This window comes from Caulobacter sp., assembly GCF_017744445.1.
GTDB lineage: Bacteria > Pseudomonadota > Alphaproteobacteria > Caulobacterales > Caulobacteraceae > Caulobacter.
In genome coordinates this window covers 1-17744 of record NZ_JAGIBH010000020.1, presented here as the reverse complement: position 1 = coordinate 17744, position 17744 = coordinate 1, and the positions used below count along the sequence as shown (strand labels likewise).

Here is a 17744-nt window from a genome sequence, read left to right as displayed (position 1 = left end):
CATCTTCTGCAGAATGAAGGCCGACACTTCCTGCGGGCTGTAGTCCTTGCCGTGGGCCTTGACCCAGGCGTCGCCGGTCGGACCCTTGACGATGTCGTAGGGCACCATGCCCTTGTCCTTTTCGACCACCGGGTCGCTGGACGAGCGGCCGATCAGGCGCTTGATCGCGAACAGGGTGTTGGTCGGGTTGGTCACGGCCTGGCGCTTGGCGGGCTGGCCGACCAGGCGCTCGCCGTCTTCCATGAAGGCGACGACCGACGGCGTGGTGCGAGCGCCTTCGGCGTTCTCGATCACCTTCGGGTTCTTGCCGTCCATGATGGCGACGCACGAGTTCGTGGTGCCAAGGTCGATGCCGATAATCTTGCTCATATTGGTACCTGTTCGCTCCTTTAGGCGGACGGCGGTGACAAGGGCCTTCTCGGAAGCGCCCCGGTTTTTCTCTTCCGTCCCCGTGGTTCGCACGCTCTCGGGTTTACGTTCCACATCCTGTTCCGTCGACGAAAGTCGAGCGGGCAAAATGCGTTGTGCGAAGTTGACGAGCCCGTCAACCCCGCTTCGAAGCCGGATATGGGGGATGGGTGGCGGGGCGCAAGCCCATAACCCCTCGTAAGAAGGGGGAATCTGGTACCGCGACCAAGAAAAATGGCCGCACCCCTTTCGAAGCGCGGCCATTGAAAGTCCTAGGTTATTCGAGAATTAGCCGGCCTTGGCGACCCAGGCGGTGATCGCCGGCATGCGCTGCTGGCGGATCTGGGCGCGGTTCATCACGGCGGCGGCGGCCTTGTCGCCTTCCTTGCGCGAGCCTTCGGCCAGGTTGGCGGCGGTCCAGGCCTTGATCTTCTCGGCCGTCGCCGGGTTCGACGAGCCCGCGCCCAGGCCCGGAATGAACCGGGTGCGCGAGGTGGAGTCGACCTTGTCGTTGACCGCGTCCTTGTTGGCGATCGCCCAGTCGAAGGTCATGTCCGGGTGGTTGGCCGCCACGCGCGAGATCATGGTCGACGACAGGGTCTCGCCCGGCTCGGGGGTCAGGGCCAGTTCGAGAGCCTTCTTGGCCAGGCCTTCGTCCTCGGCCGAGGCCAGCAGGCTGTAGAGCTGGGCGCGGACCAGCGGGGTCTTCTCGGCCTGGGCCTGGGCGCGGATGGCGTCCCAGGTCGCCGGGTCGGCATGGCCGGCCACGACGCCCAGGATGGTCTTGCGCAGCGGACCGGGGATGGTCGACGGATCGGTCTTGTCGGCATTGAAGCGACGGGTCGCCTCGGCCACCACGTCAGCGTCGCCCAGGCCGCCCAGGGCCCCGATCACGTCGGCGCGCAGGATGGCGATATTGTCCGGCTCGCCGGATTTGGCGGTCCAGCCCACCTTGGCCAGCAGCGGCCGCAGCTGGCCGATGGCCACCTTGCGGAACGCCGTCCGCTCGGCCGGCTGGCCTTCGTAGTAGCCGTCGATGGCCGTGAGCGTCTTGGCCACCTTGGACAGCACCTGCGGATCGGCGTCGGTCGGCGTGACCTTGGCCAGGTCCAGGAAGTCGGTGGCGGGCTGGTAGCCGGCCAGACCCATCGACCAGGCGTCGCTCATCACGCCCAGCTGGTCGATCGCCGGCAGATTGGCGAAGTTCGCGGCGATGCCGGTGAAGCGCTCCGAACCGTACAGGGTGCGGAAGTAGCCGCTCTGGCCGGCATTGACGACCACCGGGCCGCAGCCGTCGACCGTGACCGTACCTTGACCACCTGTGACCAGGGTCTTGGCCGTGCCGCCGCCGATGGCCTGCACCGTGACCGGCACGCGCCAGGTCAGGGGCTTTTTACCAGGGACGTCCTTGCTGAACTCGCCCTGGGTCAGGGTCAGGGTCGTCTTGCCCGCCGCGCAGGTCGCGTTGCTAACCGTGATCAGCGGCACGCCCGGCTGCAGGGTGAAGTCATGGGCGATGGCCTTGATCGGCTTCTTGGCGGCGACCTCGACGGCGCCCCACAGGTCGTCGCTGACCGTGTTGCCGTGGGCGTGCTGCTTCATGTAGGCCCGCACGCCGTCGCGCCAGGCGTCGTGGCCGACATAGCTTTCCAGCATGCGGATGACGGCCTCGCCCTTCTGGTAGGTGATGGCGTCGAAGGCCTGGCTGGCCTGTTCCACGGTCTCGACATGCTGCACCACCGGGTGGGTGGTCTGCAGGGCGTCCAGGCCCATGGCGTATTCACGCCCGTTCACCGCGCCGACGGCGGCGTTCCATTCGGGGTGGAAGTGCTCGGTGGCCCGGCCCTCCATCCACGAGGCGAAGCCCTCGTTCAGCCACAGGTCGTCCCACCAGGCCATGGTGACCAGGTCGCCGAACCACTGGTGAGCCATCTCGTGGGCCACGGTGGTGAAGACGTTCTGCTTGTCGGTCTCGGTCGAGATCGCCGGGTCCAGGTTCATGGCGTATTCGAAGTAGAAGATCGCCCCCCAGTTCTCCATGGCGCTGAAGAACTGGCTGCGGCCGGGCGCGGCGATGTTGTCCAGCACCGGCAGCGGGTAGGCGGTGCCGAAATAGTCGTTGTACCAGGGCAGGATGTCGGCGGCCGAGGTCAGGGCGAACTGGGCCTTGGGGGTGTCGCCCTTTTTGGTGACCACGCCGACGTCGACGCCGGCCGCCTTGACCGAGGCGCGGTCGAACTCGCCCGCGCCGAAGAACAGCAGATAGGTCGACATCTTGGGCGAGGTCGCGAACTTCACGACGGTCTTGCCGCCGCCGATGTCCTTCGAGGACGCGATCGGCATGTTGCCCAGGGCCATCTGGCCGGTCGGGATGGTCGCCTCGACGGTATAGGTGGCCTTGTAGAACGGCTCGTCCCACGAGGGGATGAAGCGGCGGGCGTCGCTGTTCTCGAACTGGGTGTAGAGCGCCCGCTTCTTGCCGGCTTCGGTCTCGTAATCCAGCGCGAACAGGCCGGCGGCCTGCTTGTAGATCTTGCCGGCATAGTCGATCGACAGGACGTACTTGCCCTTCGGCAGGGTCTTGCCGAACGTGAAGGCGGCGGTCTGGGCCTCGTCGTCGACCTTGATCTTGGCGGAACCCACTCCGGCAATCTCGGCCTTCGAGAAGGTCAGGTCGGCGGCTTGCAGGGTGACGGTGCTGGTGGGCTCGACGACTTCGATGGCGATCTTCACTTGAGCCGTGAAGGTCAGCTTGTCGGCGTCGGGCGTGAACGCCAGATCATAGTGCGACGGCCGGACGTTGCGCGGCAGCTGGGTCGTCACGGTCGCGAAGGTCGCGCCTTTCGTGCCGACGGCGGCCGGGGTAGCGGCGGAAGCGCTGCCGGCGGCCAACAAGATCACGGCCATGGCCGCTGAGGACATAAGACGACGCATGTTCGGTCCTAGTATGGAAAAATTATCCGGCCCCCTCAGCCGGCAGGGCAAACCAACACCCTTCGCCCCTATGGCGCGCGTTAAGTTTCAGTAATGTTTCAGTCTCTTTCCATCATTCCGGGTTTCGACCTCTGGCCCGGCCTTCTGGACCCCGCCGCCCAGCGCGACTTGGTCGACGCCGTGCTGGCGGCGGCGGACATCGCGCCGTTCGCGAACTACGGCACGGCCTATGGTAAGCCGATGAGCGTAGCGATGACGGCGTTCGGGCCGCTGGGCTGGACCAGCGATACGCGGGGATACCGCTACGCCGAACGGCATCCGGACACGGATCAGCCCTGGCCGGCCATGCCCCCTGCCTTGCTCGACCTCTGGCGCCAGCTGGGAGACCCCGACACGCCGCCGGACTCGTGCCTGATCAACCTCTATCGCGACGGGGCCCGCATGGGCCTGCACCAGGATCGCGACGAGGCCGATCCGCGCTTTCCGGTGCTGTCGATCTCGCTGGGCGACACGGCGGTGTTCCGCATCGGCGGGACCTCGCGCAAGGATCCGACCCGCAGCCTGAAACTGAGCTCTGGGGATGTGTGTCGGCTCTCCGGCCCGGCGCGACTGGCGTTCCACGGCGTCGATCGGATCCAGGCCGGCTCGTCGGGACTGGTGCCCGGGGGCGGCAGGATCAACTTGACTCTGCGTCGCGCTCAATAACTCTTTATAGTTGCAATCGTTAACAGCTGACGCTACCGTTTCCGGAGACGCGGGGGCGTGAAATGAAAAGACAACTGCTAGCGACTTGTTGCGCGCTGGTCGCGACAGCGTGTGGAACCCTCCGGACCGAACCCACACCGCCGGCCGTAGCCGGAGCCAAATCGCTCCGCGAACTCAAGATCGACCTTCCCGCCGCCCTTCGCGAAGGACTCGGCAAGAAAGACGATCGGCCAGAGGAACTACGCAAGGCAAAGATCGAACTTCAGGAAGCCAAAGAGCAGCAAAAAGAAGCTCACGACGCCGGGCAGCAAGAGCCTGCTAAGATCAAGCTCGATGCTGCGCAAAAAGCTGTCCGTACTGCCGAGAAGAGGCTGTCCCAAGCGCAGAACGCTCTGGAACAGGCTTCCTTGGAACAGCTCATCATGGAAGTCGACCTAAGACGCGACAAAACCATCCGCAACTCAGTGCTATCTCAGCTGATTGCCGCATCGACCGCAAACTGCTCGATCTATCTCCAAGGCCTGCGCGGCGGCCAAGTCACCGCCAGACTTTCATCGGATCTGGCCGCGACGACCTTCGGCATCGCTGGCAGCCTGACCGAGCCTGTTCGTAGCGCCAAGATCCTGGCTGGCTTGGCCGCGGCCTCGACATCGGCAGGCGCTTCGATCGATCGCACGGTATTCGCCCAGCAAGGTGCGGAGCTCATCGCCGACGCCGTGGTCCAGCTTCGTAATGAAGGCCGCCAGCGCCTGGAAACGAAAATGCAGCAGGACGACCTGTCCAAATGGACGATGGGCCTGGCGATCGCGGACTTCTACGAATTCCATGGCGATTGCAGCATGCTGCGAGGGCTTTCGCGCATGCGAGAAGCCATCGCTACTCGCGAACAAGAGGTGCGCGCAATCCGCACGACGGCCGCCGCCATCGCCCGCAGTGGCGGCAGCGGCACGGAAGTCGCGGCCGCCGTAGCAGGCGTCAGCTCGACCCTTGGCCGCAAGGAAGAGACCTCTTCGTCGACGCCATCCAGTTCCATGGGACTCGATCTGGAGCTTATGCGCGGTGAGGCGTTGAAATGCTTCGACATCGTCAAGGATCAGGTCGATGTCGTGGCCACCTCGACGCTTGAAGACCCGACCGCCTCGATCACCGACCTTGCCGCGCTGAAGGACGATGGTAAGTGCTCAAAGACCGCTGATGGCTGGACGCGGCGCTTTGCTCGCCAAGCCGGCAAGGCGATCAGTGACATCACGATTGTCGACAACGCGTTGAAAGCCGCTCATGACACAGCCAAGACGGCGGACGAGAAGCGCTCGACAAAAGAGGGTGAGCTGAAAGACGCCCGGAAGAAGCTCGCTGACGCTAATGCCATTGCAGACCCCGCAATCCGCGATCCGGCTGTGTCCGTCGCATCGGCCGAGGAGAAGAAGGCCATAACGGCTTTGGAAGAGGCCGATGCCGAGGCCAAGAAGGCTCACGTTGATCTGACCACGCGCGGCGCCGAGCGTCGCACCAGATTCAAGGTCGAGGTCGAAGCCAAACGGTTCTCGGTAATTTCCATGATCGACGCGGACACCCTCTACATCACCAATGCGAGGACGTCGGCGCACATGGCGATCAAGGACGCTACACGTCCGCAAACCGCCGATGGCGTGGTCCAGATCCTGAAAAGCGTAGCCGGCCCACAGCTGCAGGACCAGGATCCTGCCTTTCTCCTAGCGATCGCGGCCGCGGCCAAGGTCGCCGCCATGCCTGAGCAAAAGGACAACGCCGCCCTGGCTTCGACCTTGGCCCGCAACGCCATGCGCGATTACATCGACAGCAGCAAATAGCCACGCCAACGAAAAAGGCCGCCCCTTTCGGAGCGGCCTTCTCGATGTTTGGAAACCGGTGTCCCGGCCGCGCCTTAGGTCAGCCGCGCAGCTTGCGCGTGATGACTTCCAGGTCGTGGTTCAGGGCGCTGTCCTCGGCGCGCAGGGCCTCGATGCGGCGCACGGCGTGCAGGACGGTGGTGTGGTCGCGACCGCCGAACCGGCGACCGATGTCCGGCAGCGAACGGGTGGTCAGCTGCTTGGCCAGCCACATGGCCGCCTGGCGCGGACGGGCCACGGCGCGGTTGCGGCGTTCGCTGAGCAGGTCGGCTTGCTTCATGCCGTAGTGCTCGGACGTCGCCTTCTGGATGTCGTCGATGGTGATGCGCTTCTCGCCCGACCGCAGGTGCGGACGCAGGATCGCCTGCACCTCGTCCAGGGTCATGCGCGACAGGCCTTCGCCGGCGCGGGCCGACAGGGTGTTCAGCGCGCCTTCCAGCTCGCGGACGCTGTCGGTGAAGCGGTCGGCCAGGAATTGCAGCACGTCCGGACGCATGGTCGGCTCGAAGCCGTGCGCGCCCGACAGGGTCTGGATCTTGCGCTCCAGGATGCCCATGCGCAGCGAACGGTCGGCCGGCTCCAGACCGCAGACCAGGCCCGCCGACAGGTGCGAGCGCAGGTGCGGGTCCATCTCGGTCATGGCCGACGGCGGACGGTCGGCCGAGAACACGACGCGGCCGCCTTCGCCGACCAGGGCGGTCAGGGTGTGGAACAGCTCTTCCTGGGTCGACTGCTTGCCGGCGATGAAGTGCACGTCGTCGATGATCAGCAGGTCGGCCGCGCGCAGCTCTTCCTTGAAGGCCGCCGTCTGGCGATCCATCAGGGCGCGCACGAAGGTCGACAGGAAACGCTCGGCGGTCAGGTACACGACGCGCTTTTCGGGCGCGTTGCGCATGGCTTCCCAGGCCAGGGCGTTCAGCAGGTGCGTCTTGCCGAAGCCGTAGGGGCCGTGGAACAGCACGGGATTGAAGTGGCCGTCGGCCCAGTTGGCGATGCGGCGCGCCACGGCGTGGGCGAACTCGTTGGCCGGACCCGGGACGAAGGTCTCGAAGGTGAAGCGTTCCTGCAGGCCCTGGGTGCGGGGCGACTTGGCGGTCGGCGCCACCACCGCGGGGGCGTCGCTCGACACGGGCAGGACGATCTCGATGGGTTCGGCCGCGGCGGCCTTCGGGGCGGCCTCGACATAGGCGACACCCGAATTGACTTGAGCGGCCTCGAACTCCAGGCGCGACTTCAGGTCGATGCGACGACCGGTCGCGTCATTGGCGGCCCACAGCTCGCCGATGCGACGCCAGGCGCTACGACGGATCCAGTCGCGGGCGATGCCCGTCGGCGTGACCAGCACGACGTCACCGGTCGCGGCCTCACGCAGCATCGCCGGCGCGATCCATGACCCGAAGGCCGCATCGCCCAGCTCGCGTTTCAGAGCCACGGTCACTTTCGACCACACGGTCGCCGCCGGCTCTACAGCCGTGGCAATCGCCGCCGAAAAGTCCTGGCTGGCCACCCCGCCCTTCATCGTCATTACGTCCACCGCCTTCGCACAAAAACAACCGCCGCAAACCCACTTCAGCCGCTCGCCCCCCATGGCGTACGACCGGTTACTCAGCGCACACAGGTTCTTACCCGGCGAACGCAGGAGGTCCGCCGCCGCCTTGTTTTGTCCAAGACTGGAGAAGCGCTGAGACGTTCAAATTAGCCAGCGGAGGGGGCCGGTCAAACGGAAAACTTGCGTCCGAGTCCGGATATTTCTGTTGACTCGCGAGAGCCCCTCGCGTGGCAAGGGAATAGTAGAGCCAAGCGTTCAGATCACAGATTGCAACGCCAGGAATAGAGCCTTGGATTCAAAGCAAAAGCCGATCAGGCGGACCTGACCGGCTTCTGTAAATACTTGTAATCGTTGAACGAACGGCGTTCGTCCAAATTCTGGACCTAGGCGGCGGCCTTATCCAGCTTCTTCAGGCGAGCCGCCAGACGCGACACCTTGCGCGAACCCGTGTTCGGGTGAACGACGCCCTTCGAGACCGCGCGCATCAGCTCCGATTGAGCTTCCACGAAAGCGGCCTTGGCGACGGCGACGTCGCCCTTGGCGATCGCGTCTTCGAACTTGCGCAGGAACGTGCGCACGCGCGAACGGCGGGCGGTGTTGACTTCGGTGCGACGGGCGATCTTGCGGATCGCTTTCTTGGCGCCGGGATTATTGGCCATGAGTGAGGACCTTCAAACGGACAGCCCGCGGGCGGCCGCGAAGCAGGGAAAATAGAGCGCGCGGATATACGGGAAGCGTTGGCCGGGGTCAACGGTCCACAGGGCAGATTCCTGCGAGGCCCGTGACGCAATCGTTTCTTCCCGGATCACTTACCCTTGAAGGCCGGTTTGCGCTTCTCGACGAAGGCCGCCATGCCTTCCTTCTGGTCATCGAACGCGAACAACGAGTGGAACAGCCGCCGCTCCAGCGCGACGCCGGTCGTCAGGGTCGTTTCATAGGCGGCCTCGACCAGCTCCTTGTTCATGGCGACGGCCAGCGGCGACTGGCTGGCGATCTTGGCGGCGACGGCCAGGACCTCGTCGACCAGGGTGTCGGCGGGGAAGATCCGCGACACCAGGCCCGAACGCTCGGCTTCTTCCGCGCCCATCATGCGGCCCGTCAGGATCATGTCCATGGCCTTGGACTTGCCGACGAAGCGGGTCAGGCGCTGGGTGCCGCCGATGCCGGGCGCGACGCCGAGGTTGATCTCGGGCTGGCCGAACTTGGCGGTGTCGGCGGCCAGGATGAAGTCGCACATCATCGCCAGCTCGCAGCCGCCGCCCAGGGCGTAGCCGGCGACGGCGGCGATGATCGGCTTGCGGCACTGCTCGATCGCGCGGGCGCCGGCGGTGAAGAAGTCGGCCTTGAACATGTCGGCATAGCTCTTGTCCGACATCTCCTTGATGTCGGCGCCGGCCGCGAAGGCCTTGGCCGAGCCGGTCAGCACGATGCAGCCCACCGCGTCATCGGCCTGGGCGACCGCCAGGGCCTGCGCCAGCTCGCCCAGCAGCTGGGTGTTCAGGGCGTTCAGCGCCTCGGGCCGGTTCAGCCGGATCAGGGTCACGCCCGGCGCCTTTTCCGGCGCCTCGACGATCAGGGTCTGGTACTCGGCCATCACGATCTCCTGCTTGAACGGTGCAGTTATAGAGAGGCCGGCGGCGTTGGGGAGCCCTTGGCGGCGCGACGATCGCGCTTTCCCGACGGCTTCAGCGCGGCCAGCTGGCGGACGCTGCGCCAGAAGCCCACGATCGCGCCGCAGACCAGCGCCAGGCCGGCCAGGACGAACATCACCCGCATGCCCTTGTCGTCATTGTCGGCCTTCAGGTCGACGATGACCTGGCCGTCCATGCGCAGGGCCATGATCCGACTGCCGTAGACCTCCATCTCGACATGCTCGGGCTCGGGCCAGCGCGGCAGGGCCGCCCACTTGGCCAGGGCCGGGCAGTCGGTGCGCCGACTGCGCCCCTCGCCGCAGGTGAAGACGTAGCTGGCGCCGTCCGGCATGAAGACTCGCCGGCTGTCGGCGCGCACCTCGACGGGCTTTCCCGACAGGTGGATGGTCTCCGGCGCGCCGGTCCGGAACGCCAGGCTCAGAATGGCCAGCCCCAGCGGCGCGACGGCCGCCCATGTCGCCAGCTTCACCCGCATCCGGCGCGAGCGCGCCGCGCGGGTCCTGAACGGGCCATCGCCGAGACGAAGGTGAAGCGTGATCGCGACCGCCGCCAGGCTCGCCGCGACCGCGCCGCCGACGATCATGACGACCCCGCCATAGCGAAGTCCCCCGATCGCCAGGAGCGCGCCCAGCAATCCTATGCCCACGGACAGGTCGAACCAGATCCGCCGCTCGCGGGCGGTCGGGGGTGGGCCGCGTCGCATTCCGTGTCAGACCTGGCACACCGGGCAGAAGAACGTCGATCGTCCCGCCTGGACTTCCCGCGCGATGACGCCCTTGCAGCCGGGGGTCGGGCACGGCTCGTCCTCGCGGTCGTAGACGCGGAAGCGGTGCTGGAAATAGCCCAGCGCCCCGTCGGCGGCCGCGAAGTCCTTCAGGGTCGAGCCGCCGACCTCGACGGCCTCGGCCAGGACGTCCTTGATCGCCGTGGTCAGCGGGCCAAGCCGCTTCTTGGCGATCCCGCCCGACGGCTTGAACGGCGAGATGTGCGACCGGTGCAGGGCCTCGCACACATAGATATTGCCCAAGCCCGCGACGGTCTTTTGGTCCAGCAGCAGGGTCTTGGGTCCCTGCTTGCGACCCTCGAAGGCCTTTTCCAGGGTCTTGGCGTCGAAGCCGTCGCCCAGCGGCTCGGGGCCCATGGTCGCGAACCAGGGGTGGTGGCTGACGCGGTCGGTCGGGATCAGGTCCATGAAGCCGAACCGGCGCGGGTCGTAATAGGTGACGGTCGCGCCCTCCTCGGTCTCGAAGACGACGTGGGCGTGCTTGTCGTCGGGCGTGACTTCGCGGGCGAAGTCGCCGGGACGGACGCTGCCAGCGGGCGCGGCGATCTCGAAGCGTCCGGTCATCCCTAAGTGCATCACCAGGGTGTCGCCGCGATCCAGCGGGGCCAGGATATATTTGGCCCGGCGGTCCAGGCGCAGGATCTTGGCCCCCGTCAGTCGCTGGACGAAGCCGTCGGGCAGCGGGAAGCGCAGGTCGGGGCGGTTGGCGCGGACGCGGGCCAGGCGCGCGCCGGAGAGCGCTGGCTCCAGGCCTCGGCGGACGGTCTCGACTTCGGGCAATTCGGGCAAGGCAGACCTTCGGCGGATGACGCGACGCGTGACGCGGGCTAATAGCGGACCTTCATATAGAGAGTTCGGCCCAAAGACGTCATGAGCAACACCTCCGCCAGCTTCGGTTTCACGGATGTCGACGCCTCGCTGAAGGCGGGCCTGGTGCGCGGGGTGTTCGACCGCGTCGCCAAGAACTACGACATCATGAACGACCTGATGAGCGGCGGCGTGCACCGCCTGTGGAAGGACGCCGTGGCCGCGCGCCTCAATCCGCAGCCGGGCGAGGTGATCGTCGACTGCGCCGGCGGCACAGGCGACATGGCCCGCCGCTTCGCCAAGATGGCCCGCAGCGCGCAAGAGCGGCGCGGCGGTCCGGACGCGACCATCAACATCGTCGACTACAATGCCGAGATGATCATGGCCGGCATCGAGCGTGGCGGCGAACCGGAGATCACCTGGACCGTCGGCGACGCCCAGCGCCTGCCGCTGCCCGACAACTACGCCAACGCCTATGTGATCAGCTTCGGCATCCGCAACGTCACCGACATCGACGCGGCCCTGCGCGAGGCGCGCCGCGTGCTCAAGCCGGGCGGCCGCTTCCTGTGCCTGGAGTTCTCGCGGCCGGTGACGGAAGCTCTGGCCAAGGCGTACGACGCCTACAGCTTCAAGGTCATTCCGCAGGTCGGCGAGTGGGTCGCCAAGGACCGCGACGCCTATCAGTACCTGGTCGAGAGCATCCGCCGCTTCCCGGACCAGCGCACCTTCGCCGGCATGATCGAGAACGCCGGCTTCAAGCGGGTGACCTATACGAACTTCACCGGCGGCGTCGCGGCCCTGCACCAGGGCTGGGCGCTCTAACGCTGTGGCCAATCTCGGAGCCTTTTGGCGGCTGACAAGCGCGGGCTGGGCCCTCGTTAGGGCCGACGCCCTGATCCCGCGCGAGGTCGAGCCGCTGCTGCCGGCCTCGGCCAAGTGGGCGGGGCGCGTCTTGCGCCTGTTCGCCGGCGGGGCCGCGCGGCGCGGCCGGCCGGGCGAGCGCCTGGCCCATGTGCTGGAGAAGCAAGGTCCGGCGGCGATCAAGATGGGCCAGTTCCTGTCGACGCGCGCCGACATCTTCGGGACCGCCTTCGCCGAGGACCTGTCGCACCTGAAGGACCGGCTGCCGGCCTTCCCTCTGGCCGTGGCCAGGGCCGAGATCGCCCGCAACCTGGGCAAGCCGCTCTCCGAAATCTACGCCGAGATCGGCGAGCCGGTCGCCGCCGCCTCGCTGGCCCAGGCCCATCCGGCGACGCTGGTCGACGGCCGCAAGGTCGCGGTCAAGGTGCTGCGCCCGAACGTCGAGCGCCAGGTCGCCCAGGACAGCGCCGTCCTGCGCCTGGCCGCGCGCCTGGCCGAAAAGCTGGCCCCGGCCTCGCGCCGCCTGCGCCCGACCGAGTTCGTCGAGGTGGTGATCCGGTCGCTGGACCTGGAGATGGACCTGCGCTTCGAGGCCGCCGGCTGCGCCGAACTGGGCGAGGCCATGGCCACGGATCCGTACATGCGCGCGCCGCTGGTCTGCTGGGAGGGCGTGGGCAAACGCGTCCTGACCCTGACCTGGGCCGAGGGCGTGCCGCTGTCCGAAGCCGCCGCGCTGGAACTGCCGGGCCTGGACCGCAAGGCCCTGGCCGAGAACGTCACCCGCGGCTTTCTCGCTCAAGCCCTGGACCACGGCCTGTTCCACGCCGACCTGCACGAGGGCAACCTGTTCGTGGCCGCCCCCTCGGCGATCACGGCGGTCGACTACGGCATTGTCGGACGCCTGGGCCCTGGCGAGCGCCGCTACCTGGCCGAGATCCTGTACGGCTTCCTGAACCGCGACTACGCCCGCGTCGCCAAGGTGCATTTCGACGCCGGCTACGTCCCCGCTCACCAGGACATGGACGCCTTCGCTCAGGCCCTGCGCGCGGTCGGCGAGCCGGTGTTCGGCCGCAACGCCCGTGACGTCTCGATGGGCCGCCTGTTGGCGCAGCTGTTCGAGATCACCGCCCTGTTCGACATGGCCCTGCGGCCGGAGCTGGTGCTCCTGCAGAAGACCATGGTCACCGTCGAAGGCGTGGCCCGCCGCATCGACCCGACCCACGACCTGTGGGCCGCCGCCGACCCGGTGGTGCGCCGCTGGATCGGCCGGGAACTCTCGCCCGCCGCCAAGGCCCGCGACTTCGCCGACGAGGCCCTGCGCGCGATCAAGGCCCTGGCCCGCCTGGCCGAAGCCCCGCCGGCGCCGGCCCCCGTGGTCGTGGCCGAACGCCAGCACGCCTGGCCGCTGCTGTGGTTCCTGGTCGGCGCCGCGACCGCCGGCGCGGCCTTCGTCACCGGCCTGTTGCTGGCGCGGCCGTCGGTCTAGGTCTTGGCGGTCTAACTCTCCGCCGGCTCCCGCTCGCGCCGGTTCGATGCCGAGGCCCTGCGCGCCTCGCGGGTCTTCTGTTCGTCCCAGTAGGTCGGGCCGTCGTCGGGCTTGAACATCGTGCGCGGCGCGCCCTCGCGCGACACCACCGCGAAGACATTGCCCTTGGGATCGTAGATCAAGAGGTCGCCGTTCGGGCGCTTCAGGGTCTCCGAGCCCTTGGGCGGGTCGCTGACAAAGGCGTGGACCTTGGCGACATAGTCGTCGGCGGTCTTGGCCTCGAAGGTCGCGCCGTTGCGTTCGAACGAGCGCTGGGCGTTCTCCTCGGCCGTGCGAGTGCGGTTGGCGGCCCAATAGGGCTTGCCCGAGACCAGCTTGACCGGCGCGTCGCGCGGATCGGCGGTGCGGCCGCCCCGATCCTGGCCGTTCACGGACGGCGCCGCTCCTTCCGCCACAACCCTTTCGCTGGCCTTCTGCGCCTTCACCGCCGAGGCCCCGCTGTCGCAGGCCGCGAGCCCCGCCAGCAGCATGAGGGCCGCCGCGCCCGACAAGACGTTTCGCACGATCTTCATGATGGCATCGCCCAGTTGTTCTACTTTTACGTTTATTGAACGAAAGCGGAACACGAGTCGAGTCCCAATCTTTCACTCTGGCGCTTTGGCCTCCGCGTGGGCATGTGCTGGGACGAGACGCATGCGAGAGCGGAGCGCGACGTTGAGCGGTAAGCGGGTTCTTCTGATCGTCGGCGGCGGGGTGGCGGCCTACAAGGCGCTGTTGCTGACCCGCCTTCTGCGCAAGGCGGGCGTCGGCGTGCGGCCGATCCTGACCAAGGCGGGCGCTGAGTTCGTGACGCCGCTGTCGCTGGCGGCGCTGGCCGAGGACAAGGTCTATCAGGAGCTGTTCTCGCTGACCGACGAGCACGAGATGGGCCATATCGAGCTGTCGCGCTCGGCCGATCTGGTCGTCGTGGCGCCGGCGACGGCCGACCTGATCGCCAAGGCCGCCAACGGTCTCGCGGGGGATCTCGCCTCCACCACCCTGCTGGCCACCGACAAGCCGGTGCTGATGGCGCCGGCCATGAACGTGCGGATGTGGCTGCACCCGGCCACCCAGCGCAACATCGCCACCCTGAAGGCCGACGGCGTCAGCTTCGTCGGACCCGAGGAAGGCTCCATGGCCTGCGGCGAGTTCGGCTATGGCCGCCTGGCCGAGCCGGAGGAGATCTTCGCGGCCGTCATGGCGATGCTGGAAGGCCCCGCCGCCCGCCCGCTGCAGGGCAAGCGCGCCCTGGTCACCGCCGGCCCGACCTTCGAACCGATCGACCCGGTGCGTGGCGTCACCAACCGCTCCAGCGGCAAGCAGGGCTTCGCGATCGCGCAGGCGCTGGCCAAGCTGGGCGCCGAGGTAACCCTGGTCGCCGGCCCGGTCGCCCTGCCCACGCCGGTCGGGGTCAAGCGGGTCGATGTGGAGACCGCCCGCCAGATGCTGGCCGCCAGCCAGGCCGCCTTGCCCGCCGATGTCGGGGTGTTCGTGGCCGCCGTCGCCGACTGGCGCGTGGACGAGGCGTTCGGAACCAAGCTGAAGAAGGAAAAGGGCGGCCCGCCGGCCCTGACCTTCGTCGAGAACCCTGATATTTTGGCGACCCTCTCGGCCTCCGGGCCGAGCCGCCCCAAGCTGGTCGTCGGCTTCGCGGCCGAGACCGACCATGTCGAGGAACACGCCCGCGCCAAGCTGGCCCGCAAGGGCTGCGACTGGATCATCGCCAATGACGTCACCCAGCCGGGCGTGATGGGGGGCGGCGAAAACGCCGTGCTGCTCATCACCCAGGACGGGACAGAGCGCTGGGACCGCGCCGCCAAGGACCAGGTGGCCGGCCAGATCGCGGCGCGGATCGCTCAAGCGCTGGCCTGAGGCCCGGCAAATCAGCTACAGCCGGGCGGTCTTTCAGGAGCGCCTCCCATGTCCGCCATCCCCGCCGGTCTCGCCATCCGCTTCAAGCGCTGGGAAGGTCAGGCCGACCTGCCGGTTCCGGCCTATGCCAGCAGCGGCGCGGCGGGCTTCGACCTGCGCGCCCACGTGCCGGAAGACGAGGCGATGGTGATCAAGCCCGGCTCGCGCGCCATGGTCCCGACCGGTTTCTCGGTGGCGGTGCCGGACGGCTTCGAGATGCAGGTGCGCCCGCGGTCGGGCCTGGCCTTCAAGAACGGCGTCACGGTGGTCAACGCGCCGGGCACCGTCGATAGCGACTATCGCGGCCAGGTCTGCGTGCTGCTGATCAATCTGGGGGAAGAGGACTTCACGATCCGCCGCGGCGATCGCATCGCCCAGGGCGTCATCGCGGCGGCGCCGCAATGGCCGATGATCGAGGTCGAGGACCTGGACGCCACCGAACGCGGCGCGGGCGGTTTCGGCTCGACCGGATCTAAGTAGCTAGAATACCGGGGCCGCGTGGACGGCCTTGAGGCCGATCATCAGGTAGCCGCCGAAGCCGGCCGCGAAAGCGGCCGCGGCCATCCACAGAACCGGGCGGATCATGTCGAGCGGCGTCTGGCCGGTCTGGGTCTTCATCTGAGGTAACTCCTGCGACCTTGAGCGGGGCCGGCGGGAACTCGCGCCGGAGGAGATACGCACTCCCGCGGCAATGGTTGCGTTGGGGAGCGGCTTTTACTGTGTCGTGATTCCGACGCAAGCGGAAATTGCGACCGGTCGCCGCAGACGATTTTACATCCTGACGTAGAGAACAAGCGCCACAAGGCGCTTTCGGCGATCGCCTGCGACCGACTGTCGCGGGTGAGCGCGCAAGCCGTGCCGCGGCCTTGAGGGCACGCAAAACGGCGTCCCACGTTAATTGAAAATTGGACGACTGCGTCCATTTATCCCTTGCTGAGTGCGCCGGGCGGGATTATCCGGCGCGCTTGAAGCCTTTGGACAGGGGTCTGGGTCATGGCGACGGCGGGTAACAAGAAGCTGGTTCCGATGATCGTCGGCGGGGTGGTCCTCCTCGGCGTGGTCGTCGGCGGGACCCTGTGGTTCCTGGACAAGCAGCGCTACGAGGCGACCGACAACGCCTTCGTCCAGGCCGACACCGTCCAGGTCAGCCCGCAGGTCAGCGGCTATGTCGCCGAGGTGCTGGTGGCCGACAACCAGCGGGTCGAGGCCGGCCAGGTGCTGGCCAAGATCGATCCCTCGACCTTCCAGGCCCGCGTCGACCAGGCGATTGCGAACGCCGGCGCCGCCGACGCGGCCATCAAGGCCGTCGACGACAAGAACAGCCTGGAACAGGCGATGATCGCCCAGAAGGCCGCCGGCGTGACCAGCGCCCAGGCCGACGCCGGCCGCGCCAAGGCCGATCTGGATCGTTATGCCAGCCTGGCCAGCCAGGGCTGGGTCAGCCAGCAGAAGGTCCAGACCGAACGCGCCGGCGCAACCCAATCCAACGCCGCCGTCGCCAGCGCCCAGGCCGCCCTTGAGGCCGAGAAGCGCGCCGCCCAGTCGCTGGGCTCGGCCAAGGCCCAGGCGATCGCCCAGGCCGCCGCCGCCCACGCCGCCGTGGAGCAGGCCAAGCTCGACCTGGAGCGCACCGTGATCCGCGCGCCCGTCGCCGGCGTGGTCGGCGCCCGCTCGGTGCGTCCGGGCCAGCTGGTTCAGCCGGGCGTGGCCCTGATGTCGGTCGTGCCGCTGGGCCAAGCCTTCATCGTCGCCAACTTCAAGGAAACCCAGGTCGCCCGCATCCGCGTCGGCCAGCCGGTCGAGATCAAGGCCGACGCCTTCGGCAAGCAGAAGATCGTCGGCAAGGTCGACAGCTTCGCGCCCGCCACCGGCCAAGAGTTCGCTCTGATCCCGGTCGAGAACGCCGTCGGCAACTTCACCAAGATCACCCAGCGCCTGCCGGTCAAGATCGTGGTCGACCGCAGCCAGCTGGGCCAGGCCCTGCGTCCGGGCCTGTCGGTCGAGATCAAGGTCGACGTCCGCGACCGCTCGGGCCCCTCGTTCGCCGAGGCCGGCCAGGCCGAGCCGCAGGTCGCCCGTCAGGGCGAGGCGCGCTAGGGGCGGACGGTCATGACCGACGCCGCCCTCCCCGCTTCCGCAGCCGCCGCCCCCAAGCCCGAGGTTAACTGGACCAAGCTGTTCCTCGGCTTCGGGGCCATGGTCATCGGCCAGTTCATGGCCATCCTGGACATCCAGATCGTGGCGGCCTCGCTGCCGCAGATCCAGGCCGGCGTCGGCGCCAGCACCGACCAGATCAGCTGGATCCAGACCGCCTATCTGATCCCCGAGGTCGTGATGATCCCGCTCTCCGGGTATCTGTCGCGCCTGTGGGGCACCCAGCGCCTGTACCTGATCTCGTGCACCGGCTTCATCATCATGAGCGTGCTGACGGGCCTGAGCTCGTCGATCGACATGATGATCCTGACGCGAGCCCTGCAAGGCTTCATCGGCGGGGCGATGATCCCGACGGTGTTCGCCGTGGCCTTCACCGCCTTCCCGCCCGAGCGGCGCGTGACGGCCAGCGTGATCATGGGCCTGATCGTCACCCTGGCCCCGACCGTCGGCCCCACCCTGGGCGGCCACCTGACCGAGGCGCTGTCCTGGCGCTGGCTATTCTTCATCAATGTGCCGACCGGCCTGATCGTGCTGTTCGGCGTCTATCGCTGGGCCGATTTCGACAAGGGCGATCCCAGCCTGGCCA

The 17744-nt window shown here is 67.6% G+C and carries 16 protein-coding genes and 1 pseudogene (1 of these 17 running past the window's edge); 8 read left to right on the top strand and 9 right to left on the bottom strand.

The window, feature by feature from the left end:
• Together dnaK and J7528_RS21690 are read right to left on the bottom strand one after the other, a co-directional pair.
• Positions 1–369, bottom strand: a pseudogene (gene dnaK / locus J7528_RS21695) (molecular chaperone DnaK) (it extends 1598 nt beyond the left edge of the window).
• Positions 370–696: 327 nt separating this feature from the next.
• On the bottom strand, positions 697–3342 hold the full coding sequence (locus J7528_RS21690) for a M1 family metallopeptidase (RefSeq protein WP_291878862.1): 2646 nt from the start codon (positions 3340–3342) through the stop codon (positions 697–699).
• Between the two features lie 93 nt (positions 3343–3435).
• On the opposite strand from J7528_RS21690, the gene J7528_RS21685 reads away from it, so the two are divergent.
• On the top strand, positions 3436–4047 hold the full coding sequence (locus J7528_RS21685; protein WP_291878860.1) for an alpha-ketoglutarate-dependent dioxygenase AlkB: 612 nt from the start codon (positions 3436–3438) through the stop codon (positions 4045–4047).
• A 62-nt stretch (positions 4048–4109) separates the two neighbouring features.
• Positions 4110–5876 (top strand): hypothetical protein, encoded by a 1767-nt coding sequence (locus tag J7528_RS21680; RefSeq protein ID WP_291878858.1) that lies wholly within the window; start codon positions 4110–4112, stop codon positions 5874–5876.
• 79 nt (positions 5877–5955) lie between these two features.
• Here J7528_RS21680 and dnaA read toward each other — a convergent pair whose 3' ends face one another.
• The 5 genes from dnaA to mutM all read right to left on the bottom strand — a co-directional run bounded on the left by dnaA (position 5956) and on the right by mutM (position 10689).
• A complete protein-coding gene (dnaA, locus tag J7528_RS21675) occupies positions 5956–7440 on the bottom strand; it encodes a chromosomal replication initiator protein DnaA (RefSeq protein ID WP_291878857.1) in 1485 nt (494 codons plus the stop codon).
• A gap of 407 nt (positions 7441–7847) precedes the next feature.
• On the bottom strand, positions 7848–8123 hold the full coding sequence (rpsT, locus tag J7528_RS21670; RefSeq protein WP_004617408.1) for a 30S ribosomal protein S20: 276 nt from the start codon (positions 8121–8123) through the stop codon (positions 7848–7850).
• 146 nt (positions 8124–8269) lie between these two features.
• Entirely contained in the window at positions 8270–9058 is a 789-nt protein-coding gene (locus tag J7528_RS21665; protein WP_291878855.1) for an enoyl-CoA hydratase, read from the bottom strand.
• Positions 9059–9084: 26 nt separating this feature from the next.
• On the bottom strand, positions 9085–9819 hold the full coding sequence (locus J7528_RS21660) for a hypothetical protein (RefSeq protein ID WP_291878853.1): 735 nt from the start codon (positions 9817–9819) through the stop codon (positions 9085–9087).
• Between the two features lie 6 nt (positions 9820–9825).
• Positions 9826–10689 carry a bifunctional DNA-formamidopyrimidine glycosylase/DNA-(apurinic or apyrimidinic site) lyase gene (gene mutM / locus J7528_RS21655; protein ID WP_291878851.1) on the bottom strand — a complete coding sequence of 288 codons (864 nt, stop codon included), beginning with the start codon at positions 10687–10689 and terminating at the stop codon, positions 9826–9828.
• Between the two features lie 81 nt (positions 10690–10770).
• Here mutM and J7528_RS21650 point away from each other — a divergent pair, with 81 nt between their 5' ends.
• Together J7528_RS21650 and ubiB are read left to right on the top strand one after the other, a co-directional pair.
• The gene (locus J7528_RS21650) at positions 10771–11529 is read left to right on the top strand and encodes a class I SAM-dependent methyltransferase (protein WP_291878849.1); all 759 of its coding nucleotides are present in this window, start codon (positions 10771–10773) and stop codon (positions 11527–11529) included.
• A gap of 4 nt (positions 11530–11533) precedes the next feature.
• Positions 11534–13054 carry a 2-polyprenylphenol 6-hydroxylase gene (gene ubiB, locus J7528_RS21645; protein WP_291878846.1) on the top strand — a complete coding sequence of 507 codons (1521 nt, stop codon included), beginning with the start codon at positions 11534–11536 and terminating at the stop codon, positions 13052–13054.
• Between the two features lie 11 nt (positions 13055–13065).
• On the opposite strand, the gene J7528_RS21640 is transcribed toward ubiB, so the two are convergent.
• Positions 13066–13626, bottom strand: a complete 561-nt coding sequence (locus J7528_RS21640; protein ID WP_291878844.1) for a hypothetical protein — start codon at positions 13624–13626, stop codon at positions 13066–13068.
• A gap of 142 nt (positions 13627–13768) precedes the next feature.
• Here J7528_RS21640 and coaBC point away from each other — a divergent pair, with 142 nt between their 5' ends.
• Together coaBC and dut are read left to right on the top strand one after the other, a co-directional pair.
• Complete coding sequence (gene coaBC, locus J7528_RS21635; RefSeq protein WP_291878842.1) at positions 13769–14965, top strand: bifunctional phosphopantothenoylcysteine decarboxylase/phosphopantothenate--cysteine ligase CoaBC; 1197 nt, start codon at positions 13769–13771, stop codon at positions 14963–14965.
• Positions 14966–15013: 48 nt separating this feature from the next.
• On the top strand, positions 15014–15484 hold the full coding sequence (gene dut / locus J7528_RS21630) for a dUTP diphosphatase (RefSeq protein ID WP_291878840.1): 471 nt from the start codon (positions 15014–15016) through the stop codon (positions 15482–15484).
• Here the strand turns inward: dut and J7528_RS21625 are convergent, their stop codons facing one another.
• Positions 15485–15622 (bottom strand): hypothetical protein, encoded by a 138-nt coding sequence (locus tag J7528_RS21625; RefSeq protein ID WP_291878839.1) that lies wholly within the window; start codon positions 15620–15622, stop codon positions 15485–15487.
• Between the two features lie 375 nt (positions 15623–15997).
• Here J7528_RS21625 and J7528_RS21620 point away from each other — a divergent pair, with 375 nt between their 5' ends.
• Together J7528_RS21620 and J7528_RS21615 are read left to right on the top strand one after the other, a co-directional pair.
• On the top strand, positions 15998–17101 hold the full coding sequence (locus J7528_RS21620; protein ID WP_291878837.1) for an HlyD family secretion protein: 1104 nt from the start codon (positions 15998–16000) through the stop codon (positions 17099–17101).
• Between the two features lie 12 nt (positions 17102–17113).
• Positions 17114–17744 (top strand): MFS transporter (locus J7528_RS21615; RefSeq protein ID WP_291878836.1); only part of this gene is annotated, 631 nt, incomplete at its 3' end.

Excerpts from the sequence above, each read along its gene's own strand:
- J7528_RS21660 (WP_291878853.1), bottom strand. The coding sequence starts at position 9,819 with ATGCGACGCGGCCCACCCCCGACCGCCCGCGAGCGGCGGATCTGGTTC.
- J7528_RS21625 (WP_291878839.1), bottom strand. The coding sequence starts at position 15,622 with ATGAAGACCCAGACCGGCCAGACGCCGCTCGACATGATCCGCCCGGTT.
- J7528_RS21690 (WP_291878862.1), bottom strand. The coding sequence starts at position 3,342 with ATGCGTCGTCTTATGTCCTCAGCGGCCATGGCCGTGATCTTGTTGGCC.
- dnaA (WP_291878857.1), bottom strand. The coding sequence starts at position 7,440 with ATGACGATGAAGGGCGGGGTGGCCAGCCAGGACTTTTCGGCGGCGATT.
- J7528_RS21650 (WP_291878849.1), top strand. The coding sequence starts at position 10,771 with ATGAGCAACACCTCCGCCAGCTTCGGTTTCACGGATGTCGACGCCTCG.
- J7528_RS21685 (WP_291878860.1), top strand. The coding sequence starts at position 3,436 with ATGTTTCAGTCTCTTTCCATCATTCCGGGTTTCGACCTCTGGCCCGGC.
- J7528_RS21680 (WP_291878858.1), top strand. The coding sequence starts at position 4,110 with ATGAAAAGACAACTGCTAGCGACTTGTTGCGCGCTGGTCGCGACAGCG.
- J7528_RS21620 (WP_291878837.1), top strand. The coding sequence starts at position 15,998 with ATGGCGACGGCGGGTAACAAGAAGCTGGTTCCGATGATCGTCGGCGGG.
- rpsT (WP_004617408.1), bottom strand. The coding sequence starts at position 8,123 with ATGGCCAATAATCCCGGCGCCAAGAAAGCGATCCGCAAGATCGCCCGT.
- J7528_RS21665 (WP_291878855.1), bottom strand. The coding sequence starts at position 9,058 with ATGGCCGAGTACCAGACCCTGATCGTCGAGGCGCCGGAAAAGGCGCCG.
- J7528_RS21640 (WP_291878844.1), bottom strand. The coding sequence starts at position 13,626 with ATGAAGATCGTGCGAAACGTCTTGTCGGGCGCGGCGGCCCTCATGCTG.
- dut (WP_291878840.1), top strand. The coding sequence starts at position 15,014 with ATGTCCGCCATCCCCGCCGGTCTCGCCATCCGCTTCAAGCGCTGGGAA.